The 16,762-nt window shown below is 39.7% G+C and carries 15 protein-coding genes and 2 pseudogenes; 4 read left to right on the plus strand and 13 right to left on the minus strand.

Going from position 1 to position 16,762, the window contains the following annotated elements; all coding sequences use genetic code 11:
- Positions 1–142: 142 nt before the first annotated feature.
- Entirely contained in the window at positions 143–601 is a 459-nt protein-coding gene (locus tag ACFPA1_RS09400; RefSeq protein ID WP_378582287.1) for a hypothetical protein, read from the minus strand.
- A gap of 10 nt (positions 602–611) precedes the next feature.
- The gene (locus tag ACFPA1_RS09405) at positions 612–1,400 is read right to left on the minus strand and encodes a hypothetical protein (RefSeq protein ID WP_378582288.1); all 789 of its coding nucleotides are present in this window, start codon (positions 1,398–1,400) and stop codon (positions 612–614) included.
- Between the two features lie 827 nt (positions 1,401–2,227).
- On the opposite strand from ACFPA1_RS09405, the gene ACFPA1_RS09410 reads away from it, so the two are divergent.
- Positions 2,228–2,500, plus strand: coding sequence for a hypothetical protein (locus ACFPA1_RS09410; protein ID WP_378582290.1), 273 nt, complete (start codon positions 2,228–2,230; stop codon positions 2,498–2,500).
- A gap of 749 nt (positions 2,501–3,249) precedes the next feature.
- Entirely contained in the window at positions 3,250–3,519 is a 270-nt protein-coding gene (locus ACFPA1_RS09415; protein ID WP_378582498.1) for a tyrosine-type recombinase/integrase, read from the plus strand.
- A gap of 977 nt (positions 3,520–4,496) precedes the next feature.
- Here ACFPA1_RS09415 and ACFPA1_RS09420 read toward each other — a convergent pair.
- From ACFPA1_RS09420 to ACFPA1_RS09435, 4 genes and pseudogenes are all read right to left on the minus strand, one after another.
- Positions 4,497–4,993, minus strand: a pseudogene (locus ACFPA1_RS09420) (AAA family ATPase).
- Positions 4,994–5,219: 226 nt separating this feature from the next.
- A pseudogene (locus ACFPA1_RS09425) lies at positions 5,220–5,757 on the minus strand (GNAT family N-acetyltransferase).
- Between the two features lie 738 nt (positions 5,758–6,495).
- Positions 6,496–6,870, minus strand: a complete 375-nt coding sequence (locus ACFPA1_RS09430) for a hypothetical protein (RefSeq protein WP_378582292.1) — start codon at positions 6,868–6,870, stop codon at positions 6,496–6,498.
- Between the two features lie 305 nt (positions 6,871–7,175).
- Entirely contained in the window at positions 7,176–7,607 is a 432-nt protein-coding gene (locus ACFPA1_RS09435) for a DUF2383 domain-containing protein (protein WP_378582294.1), read from the minus strand.
- A gap of 179 nt (positions 7,608–7,786) precedes the next feature.
- Between ACFPA1_RS09435 and ACFPA1_RS09440 the strand changes: the two genes are divergently transcribed.
- Positions 7,787–7,885 (plus strand): YjcZ family sporulation protein, encoded by a 99-nt coding sequence (locus ACFPA1_RS09440; RefSeq protein ID WP_378582296.1) that lies wholly within the window; start codon positions 7,787–7,789, stop codon positions 7,883–7,885.
- A 190-nt stretch (positions 7,886–8,075) separates the two neighbouring features.
- Here the strand turns inward: ACFPA1_RS09440 and ACFPA1_RS09445 are convergent, their stop codons facing one another.
- The 7 genes from ACFPA1_RS09445 to ACFPA1_RS09475 form a co-directional block, all read right to left on the minus strand.
- The gene (locus tag ACFPA1_RS09445; RefSeq protein ID WP_378582298.1) at positions 8,076–9,173 is read right to left on the minus strand and encodes a 4Fe-4S binding protein; all 1,098 of its coding nucleotides are present in this window, start codon (positions 9,171–9,173) and stop codon (positions 8,076–8,078) included.
- 88 nt (positions 9,174–9,261) lie between these two features.
- A complete protein-coding gene (locus ACFPA1_RS09450; RefSeq protein WP_378582300.1) occupies positions 9,262–10,065 on the minus strand; it encodes a dimethyl sulfoxide reductase anchor subunit family protein in 804 nt (267 codons plus the stop codon).
- Positions 10,065–10,628 (minus strand): 4Fe-4S dicluster domain-containing protein, encoded by a 564-nt coding sequence (locus tag ACFPA1_RS09455; RefSeq protein WP_378582302.1) that lies wholly within the window; start codon positions 10,626–10,628, stop codon positions 10,065–10,067. Before ACFPA1_RS09455 ends, ACFPA1_RS09450 begins: the two co-directional genes overlap by 1 nt.
- Before the next feature lie 12 nt (positions 10,629–10,640).
- Positions 10,641–12,842 carry a molybdopterin-dependent oxidoreductase gene (locus ACFPA1_RS09460; RefSeq protein ID WP_378582304.1) on the minus strand — a complete coding sequence of 734 codons (2,202 nt, stop codon included), beginning with the start codon at positions 12,840–12,842 and terminating at the stop codon, positions 10,641–10,643.
- A complete protein-coding gene (locus ACFPA1_RS09465) occupies positions 12,836–13,456 on the minus strand; it encodes a TorD/DmsD family molecular chaperone (protein ID WP_378582305.1) in 621 nt (206 codons plus the stop codon). The genes ACFPA1_RS09460 and ACFPA1_RS09465 overlap by 7 nt, the downstream gene beginning before the upstream one ends.
- A complete protein-coding gene (locus ACFPA1_RS09470; protein ID WP_213145696.1) occupies positions 13,449–13,691 on the minus strand; it encodes a hypothetical protein in 243 nt (80 codons plus the stop codon). Before ACFPA1_RS09470 ends, ACFPA1_RS09465 begins: the two co-directional genes overlap by 8 nt.
- Positions 13,692–14,005: 314 nt before the next feature.
- Positions 14,006–16,057 carry a molybdopterin-dependent oxidoreductase gene (locus ACFPA1_RS09475; RefSeq protein WP_378582307.1) on the minus strand — a complete coding sequence of 684 codons (2,052 nt, stop codon included), beginning with the start codon at positions 16,055–16,057 and terminating at the stop codon, positions 14,006–14,008.
- Between the two features lie 129 nt (positions 16,058–16,186).
- Here ACFPA1_RS09475 and ACFPA1_RS09480 point away from each other — a divergent pair, with 129 nt between their 5' ends.
- Positions 16,187–16,762 (plus strand): 4Fe-4S dicluster domain-containing protein, encoded by a 576-nt coding sequence (locus ACFPA1_RS09480; protein WP_378582309.1) that lies wholly within the window; start codon positions 16,187–16,189, stop codon positions 16,760–16,762.

The raw sequence follows: 16,762 nt of genomic DNA on the forward strand, positions 1-16,762 counted from the left end.
GGAATGAATTATTTGCTGGTCAAATTCCCCCGCCTCATGCTAGTCAATGAGATGCTTTTTTTCTCTTTTTGATAGCTAGTTTAGTTTAAGTGCAATCCTTCACAACTTTTAGTTTTATCTATAATCAACAAATATTGATTAATCATTTTACTTTTGCCACGCCAATTGCAAAATGATACCAAAGTATATCCTCAATTATTTCAGCTTGCGTTTCTTCACAATCAACAATTAAAATTATTTCAGAATGTTTGCCTTTTATAACCCTTTTATTTTTCTTTATAACTAACTCCATAAAAAGTCGAATAGTTAAGCCAAGAATAAACCCCACAGATGCACCTATCAGCCCCCAATAAATTGGACCCCAAACTAATTTAAATCCTATGCTTGCTCCAATAACTGAAAACGCAGTGGCAAGTCCCATACCGATATCAATAAGGCTTGTACCGTCTGAGCGATGTATGGTATCAAAAATTTTACGGTCTTCTTCTCGATTATCCAGTGGAATAGCAAATATATTTTCCTTTTTAATTCCTTTTTTCTCTAAAGTTGAAATTGCCATTTCTAAAAATGCGTTATATTCAAAAGTTGAAAATAGTTGCAAACACTTCACATCACTTCACTTTTTGACCTTTAAGTATTTGGAAACCTGTATCTTGATACTTTTCCATTAAATACCTTCTTTGATCTTTTTCATACAGTTTATTATTCTCAATCGTATCTATATAGGAATCAAAAACAGCAAATCCATAGTGAGATGGAAGGAATAACAGCCATTCCGAGTTTAAAACAGAGGAAGCCTCCTTGACATTTCCTAAGAACAAAAGGGAAACCGCTTCAAGTGCATGGGATTGATAAAAAAAGACTACTACCCAAAAGATAATAAAAAAGGCTGTCAAAATTCTATGTATATAAAGATGCCCTAGCCCTGGAATAAATAGTGACCACATAATAGAAGCTGTGGGGTTTCTCTTATCTAAATAATTAATTCCAGATGGTCCTAAACTAAATGAGTTGAAACGGTGGTCTTCATGGTCAGCTAAAATAAAAACTTTGTTCAAATCAACCGTTGTCCGATAACTATCCCAAATCGCAAATAGATACACGGGGATATACATGAGTAACCATCTAGTGTCCAACACCTCCTTTGCCATCGATATATTTCCTTGAAATGAGTAAATCATGGCAAGATTCACATGTGCTTTAATATTTACAACCACTTCCCAGATAAATAATGCATATCCTCTTGGATATTTACACAGCATCATATGTCCGAATCCCGGGAAAGCTGCTGACCACCAAGCAACAATATAAGGGTTTCGTAAATGGATTTGGGTCGTGCCAAATATGCTAATATCAGCCTTATAACGTCTTGCAGTGTTATCATTCGTATAGTTATTCATTAAATTCACCATTTGTGATTTTCGCCATTTATTTCCACGTTCAACTACTTCCCAATCATTATTAGGTATTACGCCCCTTGGTGGTGGAATTAGCTGCAGTCTTGCAGTACTTAATGAAGTAAATCCACCATTGATATGGGTAATGCCTATATCACGCTGTTTAAGGAACTTCCAGTATAATACCGGATCTTCAGTATCCAGTTATTTTTTGTAGTAGGTCATGCTTTCCGCTATTGATTTAAATCCGAAAGAAAAATCACTTTTTATTACGATTATAGAATCTTTTATATTTTCCGGAAGTATGCTTGGTATTTCCAATTTTGCGAGAACCTTGGAGTCTTCACGAGTATTTGTTTTGTTGACAAGACAATTTTATATAAGCTTTCCTTATCCATTTTTTTAATCTTGTTATCGAATTTTTCCAATTGCCCCATATTGGCTGTAACCATCTTTTCAATTTTATGTTCAAAATCCAAAAATGCTTGCAGTTTTTGATTGTACTTTGTTTCGGCTAAAGGAATATATGGATATACAGACAAGGAAAAAACAAATCAATAACGAGATTATTAGGTATTTAGGTATCAAACGAAGCATACAAGTGCAAATCCTTTCCTGTTAAGATTCTTTCCCAAAAATTTCTTAACTGTCAATATCGTTCCCTATAAAAAAATATTTAGTAAAAACAAACTTAACCAGTTTTTCATATCATAAAAAGTCATTGAGCTATGAACATTCACCTAATTGAAACCTATTTAGCTACGGTTAAATGGGTTTTTTTACGGCTTGCAATAAGCATATTTTAAAAAAATTTTGGAAAAATAATTTTTATGACAAAGCTTATATTGGTTTTATTTTTTAGTTGCAGTTTTCTGTTATCCGGATTTGATAAAACGGAAGAGCAAAAAATCCTTTCTGTTGTTGAATCAATGGTTACAGCAATCAATGAAAAGGATGCTGAGAAATATATTCAAACTTTAGGGGATTATTTTATAAAAGTTAGATATGGAGACAAAGATTTCATATGGAAAAATATAAACAACTTTGGGCATGTCGATTTGTTGGAAACGAAGGTAGTGCCAATGAATATATTTCTCGTGTAAACTATAGGCTGATACATTCAAATGAAAGGAATGAGAAAAAAAACCTTTATGGGCAAATAGTGCTAAAAAAGTCCAATGATTGTTGGAAAGTATATTTCGTCCAAGAAGAGGAGTAAGACAATTCCGACAAAACATAGACATCCTAGACCATCAACTTATGGATATTTTAAGTTATCTAAAACATCTTATATTCACTAAAAAGTATCTTCCTTTTGATAATAAAAAACGATATGTACATATTGATGAAGAAAATAACACACCTGTTGCCCCAGTTGTCAAATACCTTAAGTATCTTGACAACATTTGTAAAGAAGAAAACACGTTAAGAGCATATTGTCGTTCAAATAAGGGTGGGTCATCTATATGAGTGAAAAAACCTTAACCGAACAAGAGTGGGTTTACAATTATCTAAAAAGTAGGAAAAGCCTTTACCTCTTGTTATAGGCACAAGAGGTACCTGGGGCATAAATGGTAAGAAGTCGATTATCTTAGTTGCCTTTACAATACCGGATATAATGGTTTTTAGAGAAATGCATAACGTTGTAAAAAATCCAATTAGAAAAATGAAATATAAGGATATTGCTTATTTCGCTGTAAACATTGTTGACAAAAAACAAGTCGAGTACCTGATTGATCATTGGAAGGAAAACTAAGATATAATGGCGTATATAACCTAGATGATCTGCCATTTGTCTCAACCAAAAGACGGTTTCATGGATGGTGGCATCTGCCGGCTGAGTATTAGACAGATGAGGTATATCATAAAACGAATATCAAGTCGGGTAGGAATTAACAACGATTTCATCCTCACCAGCTATGCCAGACACCTTTTGAACAACGGGGCTCCCATTCATGTTATTCAAAGTTTATTAGGACACGAAAATAGCGAGACTACAAGGATTTATGCTCTGTTAAGTGGGAGCCTTAGAAGGGAGTTTTATAGAAAATACTTTCAGATTGGATGGCAAAAGGCAACGGATAACTCCGCTGCCTTTTCACTATTGCCCCCGTTTGTTTAAGTACAAAATTTTTCATCAATATCAAAAAGGAGTTGCATAGCAACCTTTAATTAACTCAATACCGGTATTTATTCTAATTTTTATTTATTATTTCCTTAATTGATTTTACGCCTGGTATGATGGTCTTTGCTTTAATACTCATTCTTTATAAACTCTAAAATAAACCCAAACATAATTGACTGCGTTCTTTCAAAAAATATACCTTCGCATATTTATTTAAAGTTCCTAAATTACTTCCTAAGTCATATGAATAAATAAATAATTGGAAAGAAGTGTGTATATTTGAGCTATACTATAGTAACTGGTCCTTTTCCAGGTCATCTTGAATATGATATCTCACATTATTACCCCGGTACCCATCATTTTCACTATCACTTTCACTACCACATAACAAATATTTCACAACCATATATAGTCGAATCTTATAATCCTTTCTTGAGATCTCCAGGGACTCCTTTTTTCTCATTATATTAAGTATTATTTGAGCTGTTTAGCTGTATTATTTTTAATAATCCAAACAGCTCTTAAATTTCATTTTCACTCTCCTACATATTGCACAAATTTTGGTCATTTGGACATTTAAAGAAGTGTGATTGTTATTTTCTTCTTGTACTAAACTCCCGTTAATTCAATAAGAAGAAAAGAACCACTGCATAACCCCATTTATTCACCTACTAAGCCTTCACCATCTCAATCATCCATATATTAATAGAGCAATGATTATATTTAGGTTAGGAATCAAAAGGGTTTTTAATAGAAGGACCACACATTTTAGATATGTCTAATATGTATGGTCCTTTATTTATTAAATTATTCAACTAACGCTACCCGTTAGTTTAAGTGTACCACTTCACAAAGTTACATCGATTTTAACATATATACATTGAAACTTTTCTTACTCACATTTCATTTTATATCATATAGAGCACCTCCCAGAACAAAAGGTACTTTATACACACGAATCATTGAACTCCTTGTTATTCTTTTCCGCTAAACTCTAAAATATTTAAACCCTCGAATGCCTCTGGTGCTTCAAAAAATTTAGTAACATGAATAAACACCGCTTCCGTGTCAAAAGCTGCTCTGTCGGGTTGTTCGTTACGCCTTTGTGCAATTTGACGTAAGCATTGCTCGTTATTTAGATTAAGGAAAATTAGTTGATGGCTTGCATTGACCTCTGACGCCATATCCAAAAACCACTTTCGCAGTTTTTGAGTGTTAGCTGAAAATCCATCACTACATCTGTACCGACCCTTAATATGTTTTGGACATGTTTTTTCACCAACGGCTTGAGCTGCACTGAGAATTTTAGATAGTCCTCAAATAATTCAATCTGATTGGGATAAAGAGATGAAAGCCATTCATCCTCAGACAACAGTATCGCATGTTTATCTAACGCCAATTGTTTTGATTTAGTTGATTTTCCAGCTCCCATTTTTCCGCAGAAAAAGTATAGCGTCCCCAATTGTTTCATATTTTTTAACCCCCCGCGCTTATATTAGTTTAAACTTTTACTTCGTTAGCGCCCATAGATATTCTCCTCTTATTAATATTTAGAAGTTAAGATTTATATCCAATTTACTTATTCTACCAATTTTGTTCATATTCCTTCTTTAACAAACCTCCCTTTAACTTAATAAGAAAAGAAGTCGCCGAAGCAACCCCTTGTTAAACACCTATCCCCATTGAGTTAAATAAGATTAAACGTTATGGGTTTTCAACCATTCGTTTTCTAAAATGCTCATTTCCCATAAACTCCAGTATTCATCACCATTTTTTCTTGAATCTCGAAGCAACCCCTCTTTTATAAATCCTGCTTTTTCGTAACAGGCGATGGCCGAACCATTAAAGTCAAAAACGCCAAGACTAACTCTATATAGTTGAAGTTCATCAAATGCGATTTTAAGGATTGCCTTCATCATTTGCTGCCCTATTCCTTTACCCCTTGTGTTTTTTATCACCGACTAATACTTTTCCCACTCTTGCAGATTTGTTTTTTCTATCAATTTTCCCCAAAGAGATATGACCAATCGCTCTACCAGTCTCTTTATCAACTACTTTATAAACCATCGTTTCTGTGTTATCCTTATTGGCATTCTCGATGTACGTTTCTAGTTGTTTATCATTTAAAGGGTAATCAAACCCTGGACCTCCCCATTGAAGCAAAAATGCTGGTGAATCAATCCAATTGATAAGTTGTTTGAAATCAATACGTTCAAAATACTTTAGTTCTATCATAAATGCCTTACTCCCATCCATTTATCACTTTAACGCTTTATCGCATTATACAACTAAAGTTTAACCTGATAATTGTTTGTTCCTCAACTAAAATACCCTTAGCTTAGCATTATTTATGATCATGTTTTTATTGGTTTAAATTTAATGTCAAACCAATGGGCAGGGGATACACATTACCTTTTTAATTTTTCATTCATGATTTCTTAATAGAGCTCAAAATGACGTGTATTAGCACACGTCATTTTTGTTTGGACCTATTTTATTTAGAGCTGATATCCGCCATTACCTTCAGTTAGTTGGTTAATCATTAGACAATTCATCCGGCTTGTTTAATTGCTGCTGACGGTCATTTATACTACGGTTTGAAAAACTAGGTAGCGAGTTTTCTTCTTTCCGCACTCGTCTTTTCTCTAGCCATTCCCGAATACGTCTGCGCAACCTTGACCTCTTTTTCAATATATATCACCCCTATCAACCTCACATTTTCCATGGGCAATCCACCGGGTTAACATCATTTAGGTTTCACTAGTAGTATATACATTCATTTTAACAGGTTAAGGGGAAATTTGGTAAATTTATTTGTATCTTCCTGTACGGTTTGCAAACTGCATATTAAAAAAGCGAAGGCGTCTTAACACTGCACCCTAATCATTAACACAACAATAATTGGGATACAGTTCTATTTTGATTTGATCCTCATGGTTATTTGGTTACTAATCTCATCTCGAAAACTGGCCATTATATATCATTGGGAAAATGAAAGATTACATATTTTTTAGTCCACATTTCACTTGAAACCATTATTTCACCTTGTTCATTTTGAAAAACAAAGCCCGAACCTAGTTGTTCTTTAAAAAACCAGCCTTTATCTTCCATTAATCTTTTTAAATTTTCATACGCTCTCCCTTGTTTCATTTCTGATACATACCATTGGTAACTGTCTTCCTCTGTGATTTTAACAATATTTCCATTCGATTTATTCACCTTATTTATCACTTCGGATTTTGAAATTGATCTGATCGGAAGAGAAGGATAATAAACATCCTTCAGATATATCAATAGGACTCCGAATAAAATTAATACAATAGTACCTGTCCTAACCCATTTCCCCATGAGGAACACCTACCTTAATACTGAGAGATGACAACTGATTAGGCCTATTTTACAACAACCAACAAGGCATTACCAATCATTTCTACATGATGATATAAGAATTGGCTATTAATCTACCGGAGCCACTGATCGGCGGCTATTTTTTTCCGAACTTTCTACTTAGTACGGACATTTACTCGGTTTTTCCACCGTTTTTGTCCGTAGGAATCCTTCTTACGGACAGTTCCTCTGCTTTTTTCACCCGCTTTGTCCGAAGGTGGTCTGAAAGGTGATGCATGAGAACCGTCCCCATGCATCACCTTGCATCAATGAAGCAATTGTCGTAACTCCTGTGCGATTCTGCGGTTTGTATCGATCACTTCATCGACGATGCGTTTGCTTTCTGGGTCCAGGTCTCCCTTTACGAGTTCTTCCGAATATTCAACACCATATTGCTCCATTCCCTTTAAAGCATCTTGGATTATCCCTTCAGTTTCATTGGGGACGATCATCTTATGCATGTAGCTTTTCAGCTTGCCTGAGACTCCTTCACTATCTGCGGGAACTCCATGTAAATTTTGAATCCGTTCGGCTAGAACTTGGGCCGATTGCTTCGCCTCTTGCTGCAGGGACTGAAACTTCTGCTTTATGGTGGTTTCCTCCAGCTTTTGGATATGATGTTCAAAAGCGTGAATTCCCATATAGGTTCCTCTTAATAATGTGTTTAATTCCTCAATGACTACCTCTTCTTTGTCCATTCGTTTCACATCCTCAAGGTTTATTATGAAGCGTGTGCAAGGTTTTATCCTATCTTATGTTGTTTCGAATTAATCCACAAAATATTATTATGTCAGTATAATTCCATGCTTGTCCATTTCACTCATATTCGTTCTATCATAGCATGTATTATCCCTTAGAGATAAGGAGGTGATACATTTTGTCTGACGGACATGGAATGGGCACATCTTTTGCTTTAATCGTAGTGCTTTTCGTCCTCTTAATTATCGTTGGTACACAGTTTATGACGGTGTACTAAGCTTAGAATCAAAATTGTAACGACTCATTTTATGGATAGAAGCGTCAAAAGGCGCTCCTATTCCTACATAATATAATGAAAAAAATGACAACCAATTTGATATACCTAAAAATAAGTAGAAAAATAGGGTCAGACCTCCGGTGTCTTAAAGCGTTAAACGACCGGGGGTCTGACCCCTAGATTATTAAGATTATTGACTTTCCGTTCGAAACAGCACCGATTCCCTTCCTTGTCCCTTTAACAACACGCGATTCTCTGCTTCTATTAATTGTATTTGCTTAAAATAACAGATTTCCTCACAGAGTTTGCAGTCGACGCAATTTGCTGGTATTAGCTTGATCTGCGTGGCGCCATTTTCTGTTTCTTGGACAAGTGCGTTGGTAGGACAGAGAATGGAACAGGCTCCGCACAAAGTGCAATCAGACAAGATAATTGGCACCCGAACATTCTTTTCTGTTTGTAGGTCTTTATTCGTGATAAGTTGATTCAAAAACAAGTTTCGCTTCACCATATAGGGGTAGGTGGATTCTTTAAAAACTTTTTCCATCACACCGTTGGCTGCCACATTCCATTCTTTTCGAATGAGCGAAGCCGAATCGCTCTTGAGCTTTTCCTGGTACGGTTTAATTTCAGCGCTGCCGAGAGCTTCTTTCACTGCCAGCTTATGAACGTCCTTCCATTCCCTCCATATGGAATGAAATAAGGATCGCTTGCTCTTATCCAGCCCTTCTAATTCTGTTGACTTCTTCAAGGCCAAAGCCAAATCCATACACTTGCCGCTCATCCTTTCTGCAGCAGCCAATTCTCTTTGCCACAACTCTTCTCCCTGTTTTATTTCACACCTATCGCATCCCCCATCAGGAAGGTGAATCGACAGATTGTCACATTCCTCAAGAAAGGTAAGCCAGGCTTCTCGTGGTATGCTGCCGAGGCAGGGAACAGCGACGACTGCCACACCTTCCTCTTTAATGGAATGTCTTTGGCAATGCAAATAAACGTGTTCGCTTTCTTTGCATGTGTGCAAAACCGTTTCAACCAAATGGTGGAGAGAAGGCCGATTGGTGGAAAGTGCGCTTGTCGGACAAACCGTTGTACATAATCCACATTCTAAACAGGAATCGGTAATCTCGAGTGTATCCTTCGTAAACGTGATGCAGTTTGTTGGACAAGAGTCAACACACTGCCGGCATGTACTTTTAGGCGATATCAATCGAGTACAAAGATTTGCTTCAATCATAAGCGTTGTTGTATTTTTCTCAATGGCCTTTGCCCAGGTCATCAGATTCATTCCAAACCAGCCTCCTCTCTAGCTTATAAAACAATCTAAACCTACAAGTGAACATGATGCATGAGAACCGTCCCCATGCATCACTTACCTACAAATGAACGGCCGTTTCGTAAAATTGAAAGCGGGCCAAGAACTCACTAATTAATAGGAGCAAAAACACCACGGAATAGGTGATGCCCGTCTGCTTTTGTTTGCCGATTGAGTTGATTGCAAGAATGGCAAACGCAATGACAAACGTGAACAGCCGCAGCCAAAAAATAAACTGACCTGTCATTAATCGCAGGCTCTCACCCGCTTGCGGCAGGCCGCCTTGAAGCCCCGAGAAATAGAGCAGCATTACAATTGCCGCTGCAATGAAGCCAAATAGGACAAATGTGGTGATCTTCATCGACAGCTCTCCACGAATCAGTAAAAACAACCCAACAAATAATGGTCCTAAAAGAATAGAAGTTAAAAAGAACATCATCATGGTCGTCATCCCGTTCCAAGCTGGAATCGCTGGAATCATATAAATTTTGGCTGAAGAGAAAATCGCAAGACCGCCCAAGATTGCCGCGATTCCTCCAGTGATGCCGCGCCAGTCCGCCACATCTTTAAACCAAAACCAGGTGTACAGGAAGCTTAAGCCAACAAAGGCACCGTAAAAGGTAACCTCACGGCTAAGCCATGAGACCTTGATATTTAAAATTGCCCGATAGGCTGCAAATGGATGGCCTAAATGAAACATAGAGACTAGGACTGCCACCCCGCCAATCACCACAAGTGAAAGCGAAATAAGCAATCCGGTTTTCCGTTGGATCGTGTTCTTCCAGTCCATCCACCAAAGCGTCACAATCCCGCCGACGGCTAGTTGTGATAATACAGTAAAGATCACGAGTGGCAGCTCATGCATTACGATGACCTCCTTGTTTGTTTGCCTGGCTTTGGCAAAATAAACTGTGTCGTTGGATGGGTAATCGAAGGGTCGGCAAAGGTCGGCACGATGCTAACACCATTTGCCGGCTGGACCTCATTATAATCGACGATTTGAATCGCCTCCAACGGACATTTTTCTACACAGATGGGCAATTGGCCCACATCTAAACGTTCATGGCACATGCTGCATTTGTCCATTTTTCTTTTAACCGGATTGTACACAGGAACCTTATATGGACAGGCCTTGCCGCACATTTGGCAGCCAATGCACAGCTCCTGATTGTGGACGACAATTCCGTCCTCCCGCTTCGTATAGGCACCAACCGGGCAAGCCTTTTTACAGGCTGGGTCCTCACAGTGATTGCAGGCGGTGGACACAAATGCCCGGACAGGCGTACCGACAAGGTCCTCCGGCAATTCCGTTACCCGGCGCCGCCGCATCTCCGGTTCAAGCTGATAAAAACTTTTACACGATATTTCACAAGCGTGACAGCCGATGCAGCGCTCAATATTTACTAAAAACCCCAGCTTTTTGCCCATAGTTGCTCCCCCTTACGCTTTTTCAATGTTGACAAAGTTGTCATGAAAGGCAATTCCGCGCTGCCCTTTTTGATATTCACCCATATCTTCCGCCAACGCCTTTACCGTAAAATTCTCCGTATAATTGACACCCTTCCACCAGCCTTCATACATGACAACCGTATCTGGCGGTACCATCTTTGTTATCTTAGCAGGCAATGTCATATGGCCAGTTTCGTTTATGATTTTGACAATATCGTCGTTCTGAATTCCCTTTTTCCTCGCCAATTCGGGATGGATCTCAAGGAATGGATGATCCTGAATCGCCATCAGCCAATCTTGATGCTGAAATTGGCTGTGAATCCCAAATTTCCAGTGTGGCGACATACAGCGAATCGGATATTCCTTCGGCGCTTTATACTCTTCTGTAAATACAGGAAGCGGGTGATGGCCATATTCAACTGCTTTTTTTGAAAAAAATTCATATTTGCCGGATGGTGTTCGAAACTGTAAATCCTCCCAGGCTACCGTAATTTTTTCATTTGCTTTTGCCGTACCTCCTTTTTTCCTGAGGTCTTCCCAGCTGTCAATGTTAAACAGCTCTTTTATTTCATCATTGAACTCTTTTTCGACCCAATCCTGAGGGTCGCCGGAGGTTGGAAATGTACACGAGCCCGAACTTAACTGGTTTAATTTTTCCGATAGACCCATGGCAATTTCCAAGTCACTCTTTGCTTCATAGAGTGGTTTGATCGCTTGTTCGTTGACATTCATCCAATAGTGCCAGTAGCTGACATTGATCCCGACCGACTCAAACGGGGTGGTGACCGGCAGGACGATGTCGGAATATTCAACGGTTTGCGTCATATATAAATCAGCGGTCACGATTAAATCCATTTGATCAAACGCTTTTTTCACTACGGTTGGTTCCGGATCTTGGGCTAACGGGTTGCGGCAGGCAATCCACATCATCTTAATCGGCGGATCATTGGCTGCTAAAACCTGGGCCCCGAAATTGTTCATATTCACATAACGGTCCTCTTCTCCGCCGCTTCCTTGTGGTGCACCAAAGCCCATCGTGTAGTAATTGAAACCCCATGTTTCTTCGCCAATATAGTTGACACCACCGCCTCGTTTGCCAATGTTTCCGGTAATCGCAGCAAGGGCATCGATTGCCCGGACCATAGCGCCGCCATTGACGTGACGCTGCATCCCGAAACCAATCCAAATGTTGGCTGGTTTGGCTGTCGCATATTCACGTGCCAAGCGTTCAATCACTGGCTGTGGAACACCCGTTTTTTCCGCCGCCCATTCAACCGTAATATTCTTGTTTACATAAGCGAAGAATTCCGAGAAACCAATTGAATTCGCGGCAACCCACTCCTTATCATACAATTGATGATCGAAGATATAGCGGATCATACCAAGTGCCAGTGCCCCATCTGTACTTGCTTTCACCTGGATATACTCATCGGCTTTTGAGGCTGTTTGCGTAATCAGCGGGTCTATGACGACCAGCTTTGTCCCGCGCTCCTTCGCCTGTTCAATAAAATACATCGAATGCGCCGAAGTCCAGGCAGGGTTTGCTCCCCAAAGGATGATATAGTTCGCGTCGAGAAATTGCTCCGGATCATTGTTATAGGCAGCGCCCATATCAAAGCCTTGGGCATCCGAACCGGCTGGGTCACATGGAGTCCCTTGAGCCCGGGTTGTATAGCCGATACTCGACAGCATTCCTTCGGTTGCATAGTTTAAAATATTGAAGTTGCCTGAATATTTATTTAGACAAATAGGAAGTGTGCTGCCGTATTCCTTTTTTATTTCCAGAATCTTTTTGGCAATAATGGTGTAAGCTTCATCCCAGCTAATCCGTTCCCAATTGCCGCTGCCTCGGCCCTTTTGCCGCATCGGATATTTAATCCGGTCGGGTGAATAAACCACACGAGGATACGTATTTCCCTTAACACACAGCCTCCCTTTCGTATAACTGTTGTTTTCGTTTCCAGTGATAAAGGTAATTCTGCCGTCCTCAACAGTTGTTAAAATCGAACAAGTATCATAGCAGTTGCGCGGACAAGCATTATAGAATTGCTGGACTTTTCCGTTTGCTTTGGCTGCCGCTTTCGAAACCAGCCCATTTGGCGCCTGACTGCCGGCGGCACCTAGTCCCAAAAGGGCTGTTAATGAAGCGGACCCCTTTAAGAAATTTCGGCGTGTAATCGATTCCGTTAACATATGACGGCCCCCTCTTCTTCCATTAATAATTTTTCCTGCTGTAAAAATCCTTTCAATAAATAGGCAAACGCCAACGTAATCGGATTTCGGCTGTGCTCCTCAATTTTGCAGCAGTGTGTCTCGCACCATTTCAAAAGGTGATTTTTCAAGAACAAGTGCAGGACTTCCTTCTTCTCCTCAAATCTGATTAAATACAGAATAAATTCCAATTCAAATTGGAGATGATCATCAGGCATCTGCCCCTCCATGTCCACCTGCAGTCCTTCATGATAATAAAAGTTGCGAACCTTCAATGTCTCAGCCTGCATTACTGTGCCTTCAATGTTAAGATAACTAGACTCATAGGGCGACGCTAATAGTTTGTTAGGACCGACAAAAAGCCGGTTATAATCGTATTCGAATGTTTCCAGCGTTTGTTCGTTGATGTCAGCTAGCAGGTTTAACGCTTTTGTTCCCCATTCATTTTTCCTTATGGCTGGCTTGCTTGAAAGACAAGCTGCAACTGTTTGCCATTCACCAAGGGTTAATTTCATTAAGTCCCCCCTATAGTAATGCCAACAAAGCTGGTATATCTCGACTCTTTCATCCTGCCTGTCGATCCATTTTTCATTCATCGGATTCGCCCTCTTTTGTGGACATGATTTCTTGTTTAAGCTTGTTGAATTCCGCTTTTTCCTCTTCGGTTAATTTCATTTCCTCTTTCACGACTGGATGCGGATTACCCTTATAATTTTCATTAGGAGAAGATTGGATTTTCGCTTTTAGATCCTCATTTGCCTGCTCGCCGCACCCGGTTAGTGAACTAGCAATCATGACAGTAAGGAGGAGAAATAGAAACTTTTTCATCATCGATTTAACTCCCTTCAGGATGTTGAATTCAGCATACCATGTTCAGGAGTGAGCAAATGTAGAAGTGTCTACAAGCTTTCGAAGCCGCTGGTGTAAAAAGAATGAAACCGATGCTTTTGTCACACCTTGCTCATATTTTCACAATATTTCCGACACATTTTTATAAAAAAAGTATTTATGAATCCAGCAAGCTTATTTGCGATTTTACGAGTTTTAATTGCGAATCCTAATCTTTTAAAAAAGAGCCAAAAAAAGAAAAGTATGGAATTCGATTCAACTACTGTTCTACAGTAACTGAAATCATCCATACTTTTTCAAGTGAGTTTTTCGATATTAACGTACAGATCATTAAGCGCATTCCCGTTTCCACCGGTGACCATTTTTCCCATGTCAGTAGGAATAAAGTCAATCAGCTGATTGATCAAAGGATGATTGGGATGAATCACAAGTGTATGATTCTCTACATCCTCGGAGTATTTGGCACGAATGGTAACTTGTCCATGAGAATTGAACAGCTTAATCAGTGAATTTGATTGAATCCCTTTTTCCATTGCAAGTGCAGGATGCAGATAGATACAAGGCTCCGGATTTATTTGCTTATAGGAATTTAGGTTTTGAAATTGTGAATTAATCCGGAACGGTTCATGATTTAACAGTAAGAGATATGGATATTTACTTGTTTTTTGCTCGTTTAATAGCGCCATCCCAAATGGTGAAAGCTGTTCGTTTTCCGCCCTTGTTGAGAAAAGCTCCATTTTTCCTGACGGCGTTTTGAAATCTAAGCTTTCCCATGCTGTTTTCGGGAGATTCACCCTTCGTGGACCGTTCAATAATTCACGCCAATTTTGAATTTGCAACGCTTGGTAAAATTCATCCGTAAATTCCTGGTCAATAAATTCCTCATCCGTTAGGTCGGTTGGAAAAGCACTGAAATTCTGCTCGTACTCATTTAACCGTTTGGAAAGCATTCGGGCAATTTCCAACTCACTTTTGCTTTCATAGTAGGGACTGATTGCCGGCTGATTAATACTGATCCAATGATGCCAATAACTCGCAACCACATCCCACTCCTCAAATTGAGTGGTCGCCGGCAAAACAAGATCGGAAAAGGTCGCGGTCTCGGTTAAAAAATGATCAAGCGTCACGATTAACTCCAATTCTTGCAGCGATTGCTTCAGCTGTTCGATATTTCCGCTTTGGGTGAGTAAATTTCTGCTCGTAATCCAAAGAAGTTTCACAGGAGGATTTTGTTGCTTCTGCAATTCATTCGCGAAATCATTAAAATCGAGCGGCCGGACCCCGGTCGATCTTTTTTTGTCTTTCGGTTCAGCTTTGAGAATGTTGTAGCTAAATTTCCAGGTCGCCCGTTGTCCAAATTGAACACCGCTTCCCTTCCTACCCAGATTCCCTGTGATTGCGGCAAGGGCATTGATGGCGCGAATATTCTGTCCGCCATTTTGGTGGCGCTGCATGCCAAACCCCACCCAAAAATAGGCCGGTTTATTTTTCGAAAGCACTTCTGCCAAGTATTGGATTGCCTCTATTGTTTGCCCGCATTGCTTGAGCGCCTCCTCCATGGAACTGTGCCTTAGGTATTCTGTTAATTCCGTCCAACCATGCGTATGGCGGCTGATAAAGTCAGCATCATACAAGTCATGCTCAAAAATGTACTTGGCAATCGCGAGTGCCAGCGCTCCATCACTCCGCGGCTTAATTTGAATATAAGTATCTGATTTCTTCGCCGTCTCCGTGTAAACTGGGTCAATCGTAATCACCTTCGCCCCTCGCTGCTTAGCCCCAAGGATATATGGCATCGAATGAATCGAGGTCCAAACAGGATTAATTCCCCACAAGATAATCGTTTTCGCATGACGAATATCTACCATATCTGATGTGTGATGTTCGCCGAAATCATAATAAAGGGCATCCATACCGGGTGCCCAGCATGGATTACCGATTGCCCGTGAGGTTTTCCCCAGCCCGTTAAAGAAGCCCTCCATCGCATGATGCAGGATGCCCATATTCCCGGAATATTTATTTAAGGCTAACGAAAGGTGTGAATCATAGTGCTGATAGAGCTCAATGATTTTTTCCGCTATGAGGTCGATTGCCTGAGTCCAAGAAATCCGCTGCCAATTCCCGCTTCCCCGCGGCACTTGTCGCATTGGATATTTCAGCCGGTCGGGATGGTAAACATGCTGCAAATAATTATACCCTTTGGCGCATAAGAGCCCGTTTGTATAACCATGCTTAGGATCACCGGAAACCTTGGTTAAACGGCCATTGACCGTATACCCCAGCATGCTGCAGGAACTATAGCAATTACGGGGACAAATATGGCGGGTAATCGTGTACGTCTTGTCCATGGGCAATCTCCTTTCTCGATAAATTGTTAAAAACTTGTACCAAGTTCCGCAATTCCTCTGTAATAAAACTATTTATACTTAGTATAAAGGGAAAACTTAATTATTTGAGGTTAAAAAGGTGATCATTTTATGAAACAACTTGGTTTTCTTGTCCATATTGAAAAATGTCTGGGATGTCGTTCCTGTGAATTCTCCTGTAAAAATGAACATGGCTATGAAGATACTTTTCGGAGAAAAATCCATGCTGTTGCGGGAGATGGCATAAAAGGGCACAGTTTTCACCATTTTTCAATGGCGTGCAACCATTGTGAAAATCCTGCCTGTCTTCCTGTTTGCCCGGAAAGCTGCATCAAAAAGAAGCCGAATGGGATTGTTTTGATCGATCAAACCAAGTGTTCTGGCTGCGGTAAGTGTGTAACCGCCTGTCCATTTGATGCGATCACAATTAACCCGATTACGAAAAAAGCAGATAAATGCAATATGTGCTACGAGCGCCAGATGAAAAACAAGGCGCCCATTTGCGTCTCGGCCTGTCCGGTTAAAGCGATTGAAATCATAGATATTAACGATCCAAAAAATGCCCATTGTGAAAAAGCCGTCCATGGTTTCGAAATGAAAAAAGTCACCAGCCCTTCCATTCGCTTTCAAACACGAAAGGAAGAAATTCAGCATTTTTTTGTAGCTGTCGATGAAGGAGGAATCTAA

It is taken from the genome of Neobacillus sp. GCM10023253, from assembly GCF_042653105.1.
Classification (GTDB): Bacteria; Bacillota; Bacilli; order Bacillales; family Cytobacillaceae; genus Neobacillus; species Neobacillus citreus.